General features: G+C 59.4%; 13 protein-coding genes. 9 read left to right on the plus strand and 4 right to left on the minus strand.

Annotation, left to right across the window (positions count from 1 at the left end; genetic code table 11):
- Positions 1-6 precede the first annotated feature (6 nt).
- The 6 genes from lpdA to guaB all read left to right on the plus strand — a co-directional run bounded on the left by lpdA (position 7) and on the right by guaB (position 10,301).
- The gene (gene lpdA / locus CKA81_RS04300) at positions 7-1,398 is read left to right on the plus strand and encodes a dihydrolipoyl dehydrogenase (RefSeq protein ID WP_128354206.1); all 1,392 of its coding nucleotides are present in this window, start codon (positions 7-9) and stop codon (positions 1,396-1,398) included.
- Between the two features lie 114 nt (positions 1,399-1,512).
- Complete coding sequence (locus tag CKA81_RS04305) at positions 1,513-2,409, plus strand: alpha/beta fold hydrolase (protein WP_128356541.1); 897 nt, start codon at positions 1,513-1,515, stop codon at positions 2,407-2,409.
- Between the two features lie 64 nt (positions 2,410-2,473).
- Positions 2,474-3,304 carry a 3',5'-nucleoside bisphosphate phosphatase gene (locus CKA81_RS04310; RefSeq protein ID WP_128354207.1) on the plus strand — a complete coding sequence of 277 codons (831 nt, stop codon included), beginning with the start codon at positions 2,474-2,476 and terminating at the stop codon, positions 3,302-3,304.
- A gap of 49 nt (positions 3,305-3,353) precedes the next feature.
- The gene (gene greB, locus CKA81_RS04315) at positions 3,354-3,917 is read left to right on the plus strand and encodes a transcription elongation factor GreB (protein WP_128354208.1); all 564 of its coding nucleotides are present in this window, start codon (positions 3,354-3,356) and stop codon (positions 3,915-3,917) included.
- 764 nt (positions 3,918-4,681) lie between these two features.
- Entirely contained in the window at positions 4,682-8,746 is a 4,065-nt protein-coding gene (purL, locus tag CKA81_RS04320) for a phosphoribosylformylglycinamidine synthase (RefSeq protein ID WP_128354209.1), read from the plus strand.
- 94 nt (positions 8,747-8,840) lie between these two features.
- A complete protein-coding gene (gene guaB, locus CKA81_RS04325) occupies positions 8,841-10,301 on the plus strand; it encodes an IMP dehydrogenase (protein WP_128354210.1) in 1,461 nt (486 codons plus the stop codon).
- A gap of 7 nt (positions 10,302-10,308) precedes the next feature.
- Here guaB and CKA81_RS04330 read toward each other — a convergent pair whose 3' ends face one another.
- Both CKA81_RS04330 and CKA81_RS04335 read right to left on the minus strand, forming a co-directional pair.
- Complete coding sequence (locus CKA81_RS04330; RefSeq protein ID WP_128354211.1) at positions 10,309-11,049, minus strand: alpha/beta fold hydrolase; 741 nt, start codon at positions 11,047-11,049, stop codon at positions 10,309-10,311.
- A 26-nt stretch (positions 11,050-11,075) separates the two neighbouring features.
- Entirely contained in the window at positions 11,076-12,281 is a 1,206-nt protein-coding gene (locus CKA81_RS04335; protein ID WP_128354212.1) for a YbfB/YjiJ family MFS transporter, read from the minus strand.
- 111 nt (positions 12,282-12,392) lie between these two features.
- On the opposite strand from CKA81_RS04335, the gene guaA reads away from it, so the two are divergent.
- A complete protein-coding gene (gene guaA / locus CKA81_RS04340; RefSeq protein ID WP_128354213.1) occupies positions 12,393-13,979 on the plus strand; it encodes a glutamine-hydrolyzing GMP synthase in 1,587 nt (528 codons plus the stop codon).
- 351 nt (positions 13,980-14,330) lie between these two features.
- Positions 14,331-15,533, plus strand: a complete 1,203-nt coding sequence (locus CKA81_RS04345) for a tyrosine-type recombinase/integrase (RefSeq protein WP_128354214.1) — start codon at positions 14,331-14,333, stop codon at positions 15,531-15,533.
- A 28-nt stretch (positions 15,534-15,561) separates the two neighbouring features.
- Here the strand turns inward: CKA81_RS04345 and CKA81_RS04350 are convergent, their stop codons facing one another.
- Positions 15,562-15,852: a helix-turn-helix transcriptional regulator gene (locus CKA81_RS04350; protein ID WP_449421226.1), complete on the minus strand. Its 291-nt coding sequence runs from the start codon at positions 15,850-15,852 to the stop codon at positions 15,562-15,564.
- A gap of 809 nt (positions 15,853-16,661) precedes the next feature.
- On the opposite strand from CKA81_RS04350, the gene CKA81_RS04355 reads away from it, so the two are divergent.
- Positions 16,662-16,898 carry a transcriptional regulator gene (locus CKA81_RS04355; RefSeq protein ID WP_128354215.1) on the plus strand — a complete coding sequence of 79 codons (237 nt, stop codon included), beginning with the start codon at positions 16,662-16,664 and terminating at the stop codon, positions 16,896-16,898.
- A gap of 53 nt (positions 16,899-16,951) precedes the next feature.
- Here the strand turns inward: CKA81_RS04355 and cueR are convergent, their stop codons facing one another.
- Complete coding sequence (cueR, locus tag CKA81_RS04360) at positions 16,952-17,359, minus strand: Cu(I)-responsive transcriptional regulator (protein ID WP_128354216.1); 408 nt, start codon at positions 17,357-17,359, stop codon at positions 16,952-16,954.
- Between the last annotated feature and the right edge of the window lie 11 nt (positions 17,360-17,370).

Here is a 17,370-nt window from a genome sequence, read left to right on the forward strand (position 1 = left end):
GTAGGCATGGAAACAACAAAACTACTTATTGTTGGCGCCGGTCCCGGCGGATACGTGGCAGCTATCCGGGCAGGGCAATTGGGGGTACCTACGGTGCTGGTGGAGGCCGCCGATGTGGGCGGTACCTGCCTGAACATAGGCTGCATACCGTCCAAGGCCCTGATCCATGCGGCAGACGAGTTCCATAAGCTTGCGCAGTATGCCGCTGGTTCGCCGCTGGGCATCAGCGCGCAGTCGCCAGCCATCAACCTGGCCACCACGGTGGGGTGGAAGGACGACATCGTCAAGAAACTTACCGGAGGCGTGGCCGCTTTGCTCAAGAAGAATGGCGTGCAACTGGTCCAGGGGCAGGCGCATATTGTCGATGGCAAGACGGTGGATGTTGCCCTGGCCGGCGGCAAGACGCAGCGTATTGTCTGCGAACACCTCTTGCTTGCGACCGGTTCAGAGCCAGTGGCCTTGCCCTTCATGCCCTTCGGCGGTCCTGTCATTTCTTCCACCGAGGCCTTGTCCCCCAGCAAGCTGCCCGGGCGGCTGGCTGTAGTGGGTGCCGGCTACATCGGTCTTGAATTGGGCATGGCGTATCGCAAGCTGGGTGTCGAGGTCGACATCATCGAAGCACAAGACCGCATACTTCCCGCCTACGATGCGGCCTTGTCGCGCCCGGTGCTGGCTTCCTTGAAGCGCTTGGGTGTGGGGCTGTATTTATCGACCGCGGTGCAGGGCATGTCGGACGATGGCAAGGCGCTGCGTGTGCGGGACAAGCAAGACAAGGTCACCGACCTGCCGGCCGACCAGGTTCTGGTCGCGGTAGGTCGGCGGCCACGCACCGTGGGTTATGGCCTGGAGTCCCTGATGCTTGACATGAATGGCTCGGCGTTGCGCATTGACGATCAATGCGCGACCTCCATGCGCAATGTGTGGGCGATTGGCGATCTGACCGGCGAGCCCATGCTGGCTCACCGCGCCATGGCGCAAGGCGAGATGGTTGCAGAGATCATCGCCGGCCATCGCCGCCGCTACGCGCCCGCCGCCGTACCTGCCGTTTGCTTCACTGACCCCGAGATCGCCACCGCCGGCTTGGCACCACAGGAAGCGCAAGCCGCCGGCCTGGATTGCCTGGACGCCATGTTTCCCTTCGCTGCCAATGGCCGCGCCATGACGCTGGAGTCCGCCGATGGCTTTGTGCGTGTGGTGGCGCGACGGGATAACCACCTTATTGTTGGCTGGCAGGCGGTAGGGCGTGGCGTGTCGGAACTGGCCGCCGCATTCTCGCAGTCGCTCGAGATGGGCGCCACGCTGGAAGATGTGGCCGGTACCATACACGCCCACCCATCCCTGGGCGAAGCCGTGCAAGAGGCGGCGTTACGTGCCTTGGGACATGCATTGCATGTTTGAGTAGGCTGAATGTGCGTGACGCTACAATCGAAGGCTCCCAATCTCTTGCAAAGCCCCGCCATGACCGCTCAAGCGCCGACACTTACTGCCGACCAGCCCCGACTTGACTACGTCATGTGCGCCAGCCCTGCCGGCACCCACCGGATGGCTTACTGGGAGTGGGGCGATCCTGACAACGATCAGGTTCTATTGTGTGTGCACGGACTCACGCGCACCGGCCGCGATTTCGATCGCATGGCGGCACGGCTGTCACGCCACTACCGCGTCGTCTGTCCCGATGTCGTGGGCCGCGGCAAGTCCGACTGGCTGCTGAACGGCGCCGGCTACGTCGTGCCGCAGTACGCCGCCGACATGCTGACCTTGATCGCCAGGCTGCAGCCCGGCCGGCTCGATTGGGTAGGCACCTCCATGGGTGGACTGATCGGCCTGGCCTTGGCGGGCACGCTGGCCATGTCGGCAATGATGCGTCCGCCGCGCGGGGCTTCCGGCCTGGCGCCCGAGCAGACGCTGAAATTAGGTAAGATGGTGTTGAACGACATCGGGCCCAGGCTGAATTTTTCGGGTCTGTCGCGTATTGCGCAGTATGTCGCCGAGCCCATGCGGTTTGGCTCTTTCGAACTGGCGGTAGATTACGTTCGTACGATATCGGCCGGCTTTGGCCTGCACGACCAGGAAGGCTGGGAAGCGCTGACCCGTCATGTGTTCACGCAGGAAGGCGATCAGTGGGTCAAGCATTACGACCTGCGCATCGCCGAGCCCTTTGCCGATCAGTCCGAACAGACCGTGCGCAAGTCCGAGGCACTATTGTGGGCGGCATACGAAAGCGTCGCCAGCCCCATATTGCTGGTGCGCGGCGAGCTATCCGACTTGTTGACCGCCGAGGCGGCGCAAGAAATGCTGCGCCGCAATCCGCACGCAAGCTTGCTGGACGTACCCGGTGTTGGGCATGCGCCCACTTTCCGCAGCGATGATCAAATCGATCCGGTAGAAGCGTTTTTGCTGCGCGGGTAGGCGTAAACTATTTTTTTATACCGGCGGGCCGGAACACCGGCAGCCATGATGTTGACGGAACCACGTGAAAGTTGATCTGCATTGCCATTCCATTATTTCTGACGGCGTTCTGACGCCATCAGAGGTGGCAACGCGCGCGCATGCCAACGGCGTGAACCTATGGGCCTTGACCGATCACGACGAACTTTCGGGGGTGGCCGAGGCGCGCGCCACCGCGCAGGCCTTGGGCATGTCATACATTACTGGCGTCGAGATCTCGGTTACCTGGGCCGGCCATACGGTGCATGTGCTGGGCTTGGGTGTTGACGAAACCGACGCAGCGCTAAACGCCGGTCTATTGGGCATTCGTAACGGGCGCTCGATCCGCGCTCGCGAAATGGCCGATCGACTGGACGTTCTGGGCATACCCGGCAGCTACGAAGGCGCCTTGTCGTTTGCCGCCAATCCGGCCCTGGTCAGCCGCACGCATTTCGCGCGCTTTCTGGTCGAGCGCGGCTACTGCAAGACCATGCAGGCCGTCTTCGACAAATACCTGGGCGACGGCAAGCCGGGCAACGTGCCGGTGCACTGGACGACGCTGGAACAGGCCGTGGGCTGGATCAACGGTGCGGGCGGTCGGGCTTCCATTGCCCATCCTGGGCGCTACAGCTACACGCCGGTGCAGTTCGGTGCGTTGTTCGACGAGTTCAAGCGCTTGGGCGGCGCTGCGATCGAGGTCGTTACCGGCAGCCATCATCCCGATCAATATGCCGAGTATGCCAATGTTGCCCGCCAGTACGGCTTCATGGCGTCTGCCGGGTCGGACTTCCACAGTCCGCGCGAAGGCAAGCTGGATCTGGGCGAGATCCCTCCACTGCCTGCCGACCTGACGCCGATCTGGCATGATTGGGTTTGAAGCTTAGGCGCTATTGGCTGCCTGGCCGATATTTCTGGTTTTTATCATTATGAACAAGGCATTTGTCAAAGAGTCGGACAACGACGATGACGACGACCTGGCACCGGAAGCGGTATCACTGCCCGCCGGCACCAAGAACTATATAACCGTCGACGGCTATAAACGGCTGCGGGCCGAGCTTGCACACCTGATGACTGAAGAGCGTCCGTCAGTAGTGCAGGTCGTGTCGTGGGCGGCGTCGAACGGCGACCGCTCCGAGAACGGCGACTACCTATACGGCAAGAAGCGCCTGCGGGAAATCGACCGGCGCATGCGCTTCCTGACGAAGCGGCTGGAATTGGCCGAAGTCGTCGACCCGGCCACGCAGCCGAACCGCGATCAAGTCTTCTTTGGCGCGACCGTGGTGTATTCCGACCAGGCCGGTGAGGAATTCCGCGTGACGATTGTGGGCGTGGACGAGGCCGAACCGCTGGAAGGGCGTATCAGCTGGATTTCACCGGTGGCCCGGGCTTTATTGAAGGCTCGGGAAGGCGACACAGTGACTTTGAAGACGCCGGCGGGGAAGAATGAGTTGGATGTTTTGGAGGTGATTTATCCAGAGGCAGCCTCGTAAGGGTTGCTGTGGTGTTGATTCATTTTCTATAGACGCGTACGGCTTGGTGGGGTGCTTGGCATGCTTGCTCACCGTCCATTTGAGTAGAGAAGGCGTATTGCGCTCGCCCTACGCGGCCCGCCTGCCGGGCCACTGCGGGCATCGAAGCTGATATTGCGCGGGGTTTGCTGGTGGGGTCACAGACACTGCCTTGATGGCCAAGTCGCATCTGACCTGGATTGCGATTAAAAGGCTGTCCCGACCCGATGACGGCGTAGTGACGTGGATTGGCTTTCGCAAACGGCGCCGATTACCGTTCTAGATGCCAGCCGCCAGCCCTTACCGACCTCCCGACAGATCAGCCCGAATGCCAAAATTGGGCCCGCAGGGGGCGCGATTTTGGCGGCGTGTAACCTCCTTCTCACGCGAACGGTGGGGCGTAAGCATGCCAAGCACATTGACCGTCCCAGCGATGGTGGCCTTTACATGCTGCAGTGGGCTGTGGGCTGGCCTGCTGTGCCGGGCCTTTGGGGCCGAGCGAGCCGGACGCGAAGGCAGCCCGAACGGGCGAACGAGCGAGGCGATGCGATGTTCGGCGCGCAGGGCGCCGAACCGGCACCGTGGCCCGGCACAGCAGGCCAGCCCACGGCCCACGTCAACAAAACGCAGCCCCATACATCACCAATCCCGCAAACCTGGATCTCCACGGCTAAGACCTCTCGAAACACTTCCCTCCAACAAGGTAAAATGCCCCTTTCCCTCACTCTGCCCCCCGCGCCCCATCTGTGACCAATATCTTGTACTTCTCTGGCTCCCTGGTTCTTTCCGCTTTTCGTCGTGAACGTCTCTTGAAGCGATTTGCTGAACTGGATCTGCCGGTTGGCGATATCAGCGGCCATTACGAGCACTATGTTCGTACCGACGCCGCCTTAAGTCCGGAAGCGCAGGGCCGGCTGGAGCAGTTGCTCGATTATGGCAACCACGGCGAACCGGCGAGCAAAGAGAACAAGAACGCATTGATTTTGCGCGTCGTTCCCCGTTTTGGGACGGTATCGCCCTGGGCCAGCAAGGCGACGGACATTGCGCATAATTGTGGCTTGTCTGAAGTGGGGCGTATTGAACGCGGCATACGGTATGTGATCGTGCCCGCGCGCGGATTGCTGGGATCGAAGTCCATCGACGAGAGCCAGTTGGCGCGTATCGCCGCCTGCCTGCATGATCGCATGACGCAAACGGTGGTGGATGCCTCCTTTGACGGCGCGGCCTTGTTTGCTTCGTTGCCTGGCAAGCCGCTGGAGACCATCGATATCATCGGTCACGGGCAGCAAGCGCTGGAAGAGGCAAACCGCAGCCTGGGCCTGGCCTTGTCCGAGGACGAAATCGAATACCTTGTCGACGCTTTCAAGCAGCTTGGGCGCAACCCCACTGACGTCGAACTGATGATGTTCGCTCAAGCCAACAGCGAGCATTGCCGGCACAAGATATTTAACGCGCAGTGGGTTATCGATGGCCAGGAGCAAGCCAATACCTTGTTCGGCATGATACGAGCCACGCACGCAGCCCAGCCGGAAGGCACGGTTGTGGCTTACTCGGATAACGCGGCCATCATGGCGGGCGGGCCAGCCACCCTGTTTCATGCGGGGGCCTCCGACACCGATAAGGTGTATGGTCATCATCCGGCCACCGTCCACACCTTGATGAAGGTCGAAACCCATAACCACCCGACAGCGATTGCACCGTTTCCCGGTGCAGCCACCGGAGCGGGCGGCGAGATACGGGATGAAGGCGCGACAGGCCGCGGCTCCAAGCCCAAAGCCGGCCTGACCGGTTTTACGGTGTCCAGCTTGCGCTTCAAGGATGCGCCTGAGCCCTGGGAGGCCGACGAGCACGGCCTGCCGGATCGCATTGCCAGCCCGCTGGACATCATTATCGAAGGCCCCGTCGGTGGCGCTGCATTCAACAACGAGTTTGGCAGGCCCAACCTGCTGGGCTATTTCCGCAGCTTTGAGCAAAGCGCCGGGGGCACACGTTGGGGCTATCACAAGCCCATCATGATCGCCGGGGGGCTGGGCTCCATTGACGACAGGCTGACTCATAAAGACCCCATCCCACCCGGCGCCTTGCTTATTCAGTTGGGCGGACCGGGCATGCGCATCGGCATGGGAGGCGGGGCGGCTTCCAGCCTTAGCGCCGGCGCCAATAGCGCCGAGTTGGATTTCGATTCCGTACAGCGCGACAACCCCGAGATGGAGCGCCGGGCGCAAGAAGTCATAGACCGATGCTGGCAGCAAGGCGACGCCAACCCCATCATTGCCATACACGACGTCGGTGCGGGCGGCCTTTCCAACGCGTTTCCAGAGTTGGTCAACGACGCCGGGCGCGGCGCCATCTTCGAATTGACGCAGGTCCACCTGGAAGAATCCGGCTTGTCGCCGGCAGAGATCTGGAGCAATGAGTCGCAAGAACGTTATGTACTGGCGATTTTGCCGGCGGACCTGTCACGGTTCGACGTCATCGCGCGGCGCGAGCGTTGCCCTTATGCCGTGGTCGGTGTAGCAACCGAAGAGCGGCAATTGCGTGTGACTTGCGGCGAAGGCTTGCCAGGTATTGCTGAAAGCGAGCGCAATCAACAAGTCGGCGCCAATCAACCTCGCCCAGTGGACGTACCCATCGACGTCATTCTGGGCAAGCCGCCGCGCATGACGCGCGACGTCGGCCGGGTTACGACTACCCACGAAGCCGTGGACGTCGTGGGTATCGCGCTGGACGAAGCCATAGATCGAGTGCTGCGTCATCCGACGGTGGCAAGCAAGAATTTCCTGATCACCATCGGAGACCGCACGGTGGGCGGCCTAAGCAGCCGCGACCAGATGGTGGGTCCCTGGCAGGTGCCGGTGGCCGACTGCGCAGTCACGCTTGCGGATTATGAAGGCGTACGCGGTGAAGCCATGGCCATGGGCGAGCGCACACCGCTGGCCATGATCGATGCCCCGGCGTCGGGCCGGATGGCGGTGGCTGAAGCGCTTACCAACCTTGCGGCCAGCGATGTGCAGTCGCTTAAAGACGTCAAGCTTTCGGCCAATTGGATGGCGGCTTGCGGGGTGGAAGGCCAGGATGCCGCGCTGTACGACACCGTGTCGGCGGTCAGTGAGTGGTGCCAGCAACTGGGGTTGTCCATCCCCGTCGGCAAAGATTCCTTGTCCATGCGCACGTCGTGGGAACATGAAGGCGAGCAGCGTGATGTGATCGCACCGGTTTCGCTGGTCGTGACAGCGTTTGCGCCGGTGGCCGATGTGCGCGCAACGCTCACGCCGCAATTGCGTACCGACGCTGGCGATACCGCGCTCATCCTGATCGATCTGGGCATGGGCCAGCAGCGCTTGGGCGGCTCTGTCCTGGCGCAGGCCTATGGGCAGGTTGGCCATACGGTTCCCGACATCGATGACGCCGTATCTCTGGGTGCGTTCTTCAAGACTGTGCGTCATCTTGCGGCACAGGGCCTGGTGTTGGCTTATCACGACCGCTCCGATGGCGGCCTGCTGGCTACCGTATGCGAAATGGCCTTTGCCGGCCATGTGGGTGTGTCCATCAATCTGGACATGCTCACCATCGACCCGCATGCCGCCGACTGGGGCGATTACAAGATACGGTCCGAGCAAGTTTCGATTCAGCGTGACGAGCTCACGCTCAAGGCATTGTTTGCCGAAGAAGCGGGTGCGGTCATACAGGTGCCGCTGGCGCGCCGCGATGAGGTCTTGCAGCAGCTCAGGGGGACGGGGCTCTCCGCTCATTCGCACGTCATGGGCAGCTTGAACACCAAGGACGAGATACAGATCTATCGCGACGGCCAGTGTATCTATCAGAAGCCGCGGGCTGTATTGGGACAGCAGTGGGCCGAGGTCACGCGCCGCATCATGGCGTTGCGTGACAATCCGGCGTGCGCGCAGGCAGAATTCGACAGCTGGCAAGATCAAGGTGATCCCGGCCTTACACCGCAGGTCAGCTTTGACCCCCAGGAAGACGTGGCGGCGCCCTATATTGTCAGCTGCAAGCGGCCTCGCGTGGCAGTGCTGCGTGAGCAAGGCTGCAACAGCCAGGTGGAAATGGCCTGGGCTTTTGACAAGGCCGGTTTCGAGTCCGTGGACGTGCACATGACGGACCTGCTGGCGGGCCACATAAGCCTGGCGGATGTCCAGGGCCTGGTGGCCGTGGGCGGCTTCAGTTATGGCGACGTGCTGGGGGCAGGCGAAGGTTGGGCGCGCACCATACGGTTCAATCAGCGATTGGCCGATCAATTCGCGCAATATTTTTCGCGGCCCGATAGTTTCGCCTTGGGCGTATGCAATGGTTGCCAGATGATGGCTGCCTTGGCCAGCATGATACCGGGCGCGGAACACTGGCCCAGGTTCACCCGCAATCAATCCGAAAAATACGAAGCGCGTTTGTCCCTGGTCGAGATTCCTGATTCGCCTTCGCTGTTCCTGCAAGGCATGGCGGGTACGCGCGTTCCCGTGGCGGTGGCGCATGGCGAAGGTTATGCCGACTTTTCCATGCAGGGTGACCTGGACCAGGTGCAGGCGGCATTGCATTACGTAGATAACCGCGGCGCACGCACCGAACAATACCCCAACAATCCCAACGGCAGCCCGCAGGGACTTACTGGTGTCACAACCGCCGACGGCCGCTACACCATCATGATGCCGCATCCTGAACGGGTCACGCGCAATGTAATGATGTCATGGGCACCTAAGCGTTGGGGCGACCTGGACACCGGCGGAGAACAAAGCCCGCATGGCGGCTACAGCCCCTGGTTGCGCATGTTTCGCAATGCCCGGGTGTGGCTTGGCTAGGTGGATACCCGCCTATCCGGCTACACATCCTGTAGCCGGATAGGTAAAAACCCCAGCTTCCGCTTATAATCCTGCTTTGCACGGAGCTTGCTTTATGCGTCTGATTAAAAAAGCGCTGACCTTTGACGATGTGTTGTTGGTCCCGGCGTATTCCGAAGTCCTTCCTCGCGATACCTCTCTTTCCACTCGCTTCACGCGCGACATTACGCTGAACATTCCGCTGGTATCAGCGGCCATGGACACCGTGACTGAATCGCGGCTGGCCATCGCCATGGCTCAGGAAGGCGGCATTGGCATCATCCACAAAAATCTCACTGCTCAAGAGCAGGCGCGCGAAGTTGCGCGGGTAAAACGGCACGAGTTCGGTATTGTCATTGACCCGGTCACCGTGACCCCGACCATGAAGGTGCGCGATGCCATCGCCTTACAGCGCCAGCACGGTTTTTCGGGGCTGCCGGTAATCGAAGCGGGCAAGCTGGTAGGCATCGTCACCAACCGCGACTTGCGGTTCGAAGATAGGCTGGATGTCCCGCTGCGCGACATCATGACGCCGCAAGACCGACTGGTCACCATGAATGAAGGCGCCACGCTTGACGAGGCCCAGTCCCTGATGCACAAGCACCGCCTGGAGCGTGTGCTGATCGTCAACGACAAGTTCGAGCTGCGCGGCCTGGCCACGGTCAAGGACATCGTCAAAAACACCGAGCATCCCAGCGCGTCCAAGGACAGCCAGGGCCAGTTGCGTGTCGGTGCCGCCGTTGGGGTGGGCGAGGGCACGGAAGAGCGGGTCGAACGATTGGCCGCTGCGGGTGTCGACGTCATCGTGGTCGATACGGCTCACGGACATTCGGCGGGCGTGATCGAGCGCGTGCGCTGGGTCAAGAAGAATTATCCCAAGATTCAAGTCATCGGCGGGAACATCGCCACTGCTGGCGCAGCGCGCGCGCTGGTCGAAGCGGGCGCAGATTGCGTCAAGGTCGGTATCGGGCCGGGTTCTATTTGCACCACCCGTATCGTTGCCGGCGTGGGCGTTCCGCAGATCACGGCGATTGCCGACGTTGCCAAGGCACTGGAAGGCACCGGGGTACCGCTGATTGCCGATGGCGGCATCCGCTATTCCGGCGATGTGTCCAAGGCCTTGGCGGCAGGCGCGTCGGCCTGCATGATGGGCGGCATGTTTGCCGGCACGGAAGAAGCGCCGGGCGAGGTCGTGTTGTTTCAGGGCCGCTCGTACAAGTCGTATCGCGGCATGGGCAGCCTGGGTGCGATGGCAGAAGGTTCTGCCGACCGCTACTTCCAGGATCCCGCCAACAATGTCGACAAGCTGGTGCCTGAAGGCATCGAAGGCCGCGTGCCCTACAAGGGCAGCGTCATCGCCATTATTTATCAGCTGGTTGGCGGTATACGAGCTTCCATGGGCTACTGCGGTTGCGCGTCCATCGAGGAAATGCGCACCAAGGCCGAATTCGTCGAGATCACGGCGGCCGGCGTGCGCGAGTCGCACGTCCATGATGTGCAGATCACCAAAGAAGCGCCGAACTACCGCGCCGACTAAACGACGCTTAACTGGACGCTAACTGTAGCAAGGTGTCTGCCACCACACCGGCGGCAGACACCATCGCATCGTGGCCCGCGTCCAGTTCCATCCAGCTGAAGCTCGTATTGGCACGCACCCATTTTTTTGCATCGTCGACCGCCGGGAATGCTGGGTTGACGCAACTGAGATAAGTGGCGGGCAGGCCATTGCCCAGCGGATGACTTAGCATAAGCGGTGATTCGTAGGTGCTGAGCGGGTGAGGCGTCAACCGCCCTTGCACAAACAGGGCGTCGGCGGGCTCGGTCAAGGCCAGGCTGGCGGGCCGTGGCGGACGCAGGGTGGGCGTGGAACCATCTGGCTGTCTCGCGGCGTCGCGCAATTTTTGCACTACATCGGCGGGCAGCGTATCGAAAGTTGCCATGCCGTTCTCCAGCAGGAAGGCGTCCAGAAAGACCAGTTGCTGCACGCGCCCGGCGTGTTGATCGGCCACCCCGGCAATCACCAGGCCACCAAAGCTGTGGCCCACCAGAATCACATTGTGCAGATCTTCCCACAGCAACACATTGGTGATGTCCTGCACGAAGGTGTTCAGCGTGATGTCGGGGCCTAACAGGTGGCTGCGCTCGCCCAGCCCGGTCAAGGTTGGGGTGTAAACCTCGTGGCCCTTGTTACGCAGGCGGGCCGCCACCCTGGACCAGCACCAGCCACCGTGCCAGGCGCCGTGAACCAGTACGAAAGTGTGCGAGTCAGTCTTTGAGTCGGTCATGGGTGGAAGTCCTGTGAGCTTGCATGCTAATTCGTGGGCGGCCGGCCGGGAAGCGTCGGTTCGTGTGCGCCATGGGCCTTGCCTTCGGGGCTGATCAGCCAGATGCTGCCCAACACCAGCAACACGGCAGCGAGAATCAAGGCGTGCTCCAGTTGCGCACCGAACCAGCTATGCGTAAGGCTGAAAAACAAGGGGCCTATCAATTGGCCTGCGGCAAACGACGCAGTCAGGGCGGCAATCAGTTTTCGGCCATTGCCGCTGCCCACCGCTTGCGCTTCTTGCAGGCCCACCATGGTTATCACCATGAAGGCGCCGCCCACGCACAGCGCCGCGATGACAATAGCCGAAAGCGTGTGCCACAACACGGGCAGCAAGACACCTGCGGCCATGATTAGCTGACATGCCGCCCAGATGCGGCGGCGAGGGTAGCGCGCCACCAGGCGGCCTGTCATCAACGTGGATATAGCCGCCGACAGACCGAAGGCCGGCCATGCCAGCCCGAATATTGCCGGGTCGGCAACCAGAAGGCGGGCCTGGGCCGGCAGAAAGGTGCCTGGCAGGATGTAGCCGAACCCAAAAATTCCATAGCACAGGATCAGGCGCCAGTGGCCATTTCGGGCAGGAGCTGGCGCAGAGGTTTGGGGCGTAGCCGCCGCCGTGGGTGCCGGTACGGCGTCGGCCCATAAGCTGCGCGTGCTCCATGCCCCGGCGAGCGCAAACAGGGCCAGAACAAGCCATGCCGCCGACGAACTAAGGTCGCCCAGCCCCATCCCCATGCACAGCAGTCCGGCCAGTGCAATACCGCTGCCCACACCCGCGAAGACTACCCCTGCCTTCTGCGGTTGGCCCAGCGCGGCCAGCCGCGTCAAGCATAGCGAAGTGGTACTGACCAGCACCCAAGCGCTTGCGGCCCCGGCGATGAAGCGCCATGTCAGCCAGCCCAGCCAGTTGTCGGTGATACCCATCAGGGCTGTCGTCGCCACGACCAGGATCAAGCCCGTGCGCAGCAAGGTAGCGGGCGAGGAGGGCAGGACGATGGCGATCAAGGCCCCGACCAGGTAGCCCAGATAATTTGCGCTGGCTAGCCATCCGCCTTCCGCCAGGCCCAGCCCGACGTCCTGCTGCATCATGGGCAGCAAGGGTGTGAAGGCAAAGCGGCCTATACCCATCGCGACGGCAAGCGCGATAAATCCGGAAAAAGCCAATAGCGTGGCCGACGACTTCTGTTGCATGGATGCTCCTGTTCACCCCAAACTGTAGCGGCAGTTGTGGTGTTGCGCCAGCGTAACCGGGTCCGATACGGTACATTAACGCCTTGATTTTCTTTTTCTGACCCGTCCACCATGCACCAGCGTATTCTCATCCTCGACTATGGCTCACAAGTCACCCAATTGATTGCGCGGCGCGTACGCGATGCGGGTGTTTACTGCGAGATCCATCCGGGCGATGTCGATGATGCGTTCATCCAGGCGCAGCAAGGCCTCAAAGGCATCATTCTGTCAGGCAGCCATGCTTCCGCTTACGCCGAAGAGTCCATGAAAGTGCCGTCCGCCGTCTTTACCGTGGGCGTACCGGTACTGGGCATCTGCTACGGCATGCAGTCCATGGCCTCGCAACTGGGCGGTAAGGTAGAGTGGTCGGACCATCGCGAATTTGGCTACGCCGAAGTCAGGGCTCATGGCCACACGCGCTTGCTGGACGGCCTGCAGGATTTCATCACCACCGAAGGCCACGGCATGCTCAAGGCATGGATGAGCCATGGTGACAAGGTCACTGCCTTGCCTCCTGGCTTCAAGCTCATGGCCTCCACACCTTCGTGTCCCATTGCCGGCATGGCCGACGAAGATCGCAGCTTCTACGCGCTGCAGTTCCATCCGGAAGTCACGCATACGACGCAGGGCGAAGCCATACTGGCCCGATTCGTTACGGAGATCTGCGGCTGCAATCGCGACTGGAGCATGCCCGATTATGTGGAAGAGGCCGTAGCCAACATACGCGCACAGGTGGGCACCGATGAAGTCATTCTGGGCTTGTCCGGCGGTGTAGACTCTTCCGTTGCCGCAGCCTTGCTGCACAAGGCCATAGGCGATCAGCTTACTTGCGTGTTCGTCGATCATGGTCTGCTGCGCCTTAACGAAGCCGAACAAGTCATGGCCACCTTTGCTGATCACTTTGGCATCAAGGTCATACACGTAAACGCCACCGATGTCTTCATGGGCGAGCTCGAAGGGGTGTCCGACCCTGAGGCCAAGCGCAAGATCATAGGCCGCGAATTCGTGGAAGTATTCCAGGCCGAAGCCGGCAAGCTGCCAAACGCGCGATGGTTGGCGCAAGGCACCATCTACCCGGACGTCATTGAATCGGCCGGCTCTAAAACCGGCAAGGCTGTCGCCATCAAGTCGCACCACAACGTCGGCGGCTTGCCCGATACGCTTAACCTTAAGCTGCTGGAGCCGTTGCGCGAACTGTTCAAGGACGAAGTTCGCAAGCTGGGCGTGGCGCTGGGCCTGCCGCCCGCCATGGTGTACCGCCATCCTTTCCCGGGCCCCGGCCTGGGCGTGCGTATCCTGGGCGAAGTCCGCAAAGAGTACGCCGACCTGCTGCGCCGTGCCGATGCAATCTTCATTGAAGAGCTGCGCAAGACCATAGATCCCATCAGCAATAAAAGCTGGTACGAGCTGACCTCCCAGGCGTTCGCCGTATTCTTGCCGGTGAAGTCGGTGGGTGTGATGGGCGATGGCCGCACGTATGACTATGTGGTGGCCTTGCGAGCTGTGCAGACCTCCGACTTCATGACCGCCGATTGGGCCGAGCTGCCTTACGCGCTACTCAAGAAGGTGTCGTCGCGCATTATTAATGAAGTGCGCGGTATCAACCGGGTTACGTATGATGTATCGAGCAAGCCGCCTGCAACGATAGAGTGGGAATGATTTGCTGCTTGGCAGCATAAGGCGGTAACAGGCATTAAAACGACGGAGAGCCAGCATTTATGCGGTTCTCCGTTTTTTCTTCTGGCGTTGTCGGGCAGTACTAAGCAGCGCCAAGCAGGTATTCGGGATGGTATTAATGATGGCATTGGCTGTGCGCTATGATGGCGGCGAGCCCAATACCATCCGTTGATAATCTTGTGTCGGATGGTATTGGAATACCCTATCTTATTGATATTAATTAGATATTTGAAAATAAATAGCTAAACGAAAAGATGGTATTGAAGGCGTAACGCAATACCATCCAAGGTGGTTTTTAAAACCGGCAAGCTATTGATTTTACAAAGGAACGCCGTGCTAACCGATACCATGCTTCGCAACATCAAGCCGCGAGATAAACAGTACAAGCTTGCCGACCGTGAGGGTTTGTACGTTGCTGTCAGCGTAACGGGCACGATTTCATTTCGCTATAACTACCGATTAAACAACCGCAGTGAAACACTAACCTTCGGGCGATATGGGGCTGATGGCATTACGCTTGCCGAAGCGCGGAGCATGCTCCAGGAAGCCAAGAAAAAGATTGCTGCAGGACAGTCGCCCGCGCAGGACAAAGCCCGTAGCAAAGGCAAGTTACGGGCTGAAAAAAGATTCGGCGTCTGGGCACAAGAGTATCTACGTGGCCACGAGATGGCCGAGTCTACCCGCGATATGCGCCGATCCGTGTATATGCGAGACCTCAAGCCTTTTTTCGATAACCGGCTTCTGCACGAGATTACCGAAGAAGATGTGCGTGGGCGTGCCGATACCATCGTTGAACGTGGGGCACCAGCCACCGCTGTGATGGCCAGAGAAATCGTGATGATGATCTACCGGTGGGCAGGGGCGCGCGGCTACAAGGGTGAAAATCCCGCAGAAGGCATACCGCCCACTTCGATTGCTCGATTCAAAGCACGTGATCGATCGCTGGGTCCGGACGAAATCGGATTGCTTTACACCTATTTGGATCGCATTGGCACCAGCCCGGTGATTCGCTTGGGTCTGCGGTTGTTGCTGCTTACGATGGTACGCAAGTCCGAGCTGATCGAAGCGACCTGGGATGAAGTGAATTTCACGGATGCGGTGTGGAGCATTCCCGCAGCACGAATGAAACGGCGCAATCCGCATAACGTGTATTTAAGCACCCAAGCTCTGGATATCTTCACCGCATTACAGGTATGTGCGGGGGGATCGCGGTGGGTTCTACCAGGGCGCTACGACACGGAAATCTGCATGAGCAAGGCGACGTTCAATCAAGTGACCAAGCTTATATGGACTGCAGCGCAGGCTGACAAGAAACACCTGCCGCAATTTTCACCGCATGATTTCCGACGGACCGCCAGTACGCTGTTGCATGAAGCAGGCTACAACTCGGATTGGGTCGAAAAATGCCTTGCCCATGAACAAAAGGGCGTGCGTGGCATCTACAACCGGGCTGAGTACGCGGAAGGGCGACGAGACATGCTGCAGGATTGGGCAAACATGATAGATGGGTGGACAAAGGATAGACCAAGCGCATAAGCGGTTGGTCACATTGCCTGCGCTGCGACTATTGCCTGGCGTAGCGTCGATCGCCAACTTGGGGTCCACGCATCTGCTCACTTTCACGGGCGTTCTTTCGCGCCTCGATCCAGGCATCCACCTCGGCAAGGTCCCACGCTACTACTCGGTTGGATAAGCAAAATCGCTGCGGGAATTCTCCGCGTTTTTCCATATCGAAAATAGTGCGATCGGAAAGAGGGATCTTGCTAAGTAGCTCTTTCCGGTTGATGGCTATTACATTAGCTGTGGAGTGTGGATTCATTACAGGGTCGTTGCTCGACCGGCTTTGCTCATTCATTAAATTACCTTTTTTCTAAGAGCATGCCGATGTGCATGCCCGAATACGGAACCGACCCACGGGCACATCGCGCCGGTAGGTCGGGTATTCTGATACAGCCTACTTCAGGAGACACTATTCTTCGTGTGTGATCGTTGTGGTGCGTAGGCTGGGTTGCGGTCTTTTCCGCTTGTCGTCTTGGATTACGTCGCCATCCTCGATTTCGGGCACCTTTGCAGGTACACCAGGCGCTTCCGAAAGGGAAGTCACCGCCGTGTGCTATCATCCGGCGCCCCGCTCAGAGGGCTGACGGCACACTACGGTTTTCATCGGTTTTACTCCAACCCCAATGCGTTACAGGTTGCTGCGCAATCGCGTGACCCGTGTGTGGGGCAGGGCGCAGTGTTTATCGTTCGTGTTTTGTTAAAGAGCCTCACTGTGTTGGCAGCGGTCCAATTAATTATCATCAGTTTGGTGATGCCTGTCAACACCCTTTTGGCTCATGGAAAAATTCTGAATTTTGAGTCGTTATAGAGCCTATCCCATATCACTATGCGGTCGCATCTACTGCCAAATTAATTTGTATTTTCTTATGTCAGGGATTGCACTTATGCTGGCTCGACCTGTCTTAGTACGAGACAGGTAACGAAATACGGTCTACGGGGTATTTACAGCTATAATTAGATACGTATTGTAATTATTATTTACGCGTTTAGGATTGATTTTCATGTGGCGGTTGCATGTGGAGGCACGAGCGCACCGAACTCTGGCGACAACACCGTGTTATTGAATGTCCTTATAATATTTTTGTATAAACAGGTATTCGATTTATGTCAGATTTTCAGCCCGTACGTGACGCCTGTGATTTCGCCGGAGGAGTTACGGCGCTTGCCAAGCGTCTCGGCCTCCCGCCCCAAGTCATCCATAACTGGGCAGCTGGTAAACGCCCAGTGCCTGTAATTCGCTGCGTGGAAATTGAAGAGTTGACGGGTGGCGCTGTCACCCGGAAGCAGTTGCGACCGGATGATTGGCATCAGATATGGCCGGAGCTTCGGGGAAGTGATTGAGCGGATCTGGCATAGAAGACGCCAAAGGAAAAAAGAAAGGTGCTGCAATTTTTCTAAGCTCCTTGTCTACCGGCTCTATTCTCGAGGTCCTCTAAAATCGGACAGTCGGGACGTTGATCGCCAGAACAACACTCGATTAGCGACTCAAGCGTGCTGGCAATTTGTTCCAGGCTGTCGATCTTCTTGCGCAGCTCAGACATGTGAGCCGTAGCGATACATTTCACCTCAGCGCTCTGACGCGATTTATCGCGCCAGAGGCCCAAAAGCTCATTAATCTCTGCCACCGGGAAGCCAAGATCACGCCCCCGACGGATAAACCGCAGCATATGGACATCAGACGTGGAATAACTGCGATAACCCGACTCTCTGCGATTTGCCGGGGGAATCAGTCCGATCTGCTCATAGTATCGGATCATCTTGGCTGAGACGCCCGAGGCTTTCGCTGCTTCCCCAATATTCATTTCAATATCTC

Origin of the sequence: Pollutimonas thiosulfatoxidans, assembly GCF_004022565.1 — a bacterium.
GTDB lineage: Bacteria > Pseudomonadota > Gammaproteobacteria > Burkholderiales > Burkholderiaceae_B > Pusillimonas_D > Pusillimonas_D thiosulfatoxidans.

Excerpts from the sequence above, each read along its gene's own strand:
- lpdA (WP_128354206.1), top strand. The coding sequence starts at position 7 with ATGGAAACAACAAAACTACTTATTGTTGGCGCCGGTCCCGGCGGATAC.
- CKA81_RS04305 (WP_128356541.1), top strand. The coding sequence starts at position 1,513 with ATGTGCGCCAGCCCTGCCGGCACCCACCGGATGGCTTACTGGGAGTGG.
- greB (WP_128354208.1), top strand. The coding sequence starts at position 3,354 with ATGAACAAGGCATTTGTCAAAGAGTCGGACAACGACGATGACGACGAC.
- guaB (WP_128354210.1), top strand. The coding sequence starts at position 8,841 with ATGCGTCTGATTAAAAAAGCGCTGACCTTTGACGATGTGTTGTTGGTC.
- CKA81_RS04330 (WP_128354211.1), bottom strand. The coding sequence starts at position 11,049 with ATGACCGACTCAAAGACTGACTCGCACACTTTCGTACTGGTTCACGGC.
- CKA81_RS04335 (WP_128354212.1), bottom strand. The coding sequence starts at position 12,281 with ATGCAACAGAAGTCGTCGGCCACGCTATTGGCTTTTTCCGGATTTATC.
- guaA (WP_128354213.1), top strand. The coding sequence starts at position 12,393 with ATGCACCAGCGTATTCTCATCCTCGACTATGGCTCACAAGTCACCCAA.
- CKA81_RS04350 (WP_449421226.1), bottom strand. The coding sequence starts at position 15,852 with ATGAATGAGCAAAGCCGGTCGAGCAACGACCCTGTAATGAATCCACAC.
- CKA81_RS04355 (WP_128354215.1), top strand. The coding sequence starts at position 16,662 with ATGTCAGATTTTCAGCCCGTACGTGACGCCTGTGATTTCGCCGGAGGA.
- cueR (WP_128354216.1), bottom strand. The coding sequence starts at position 17,359 with ATGAATATTGGGGAAGCAGCGAAAGCCTCGGGCGTCTCAGCCAAGATG.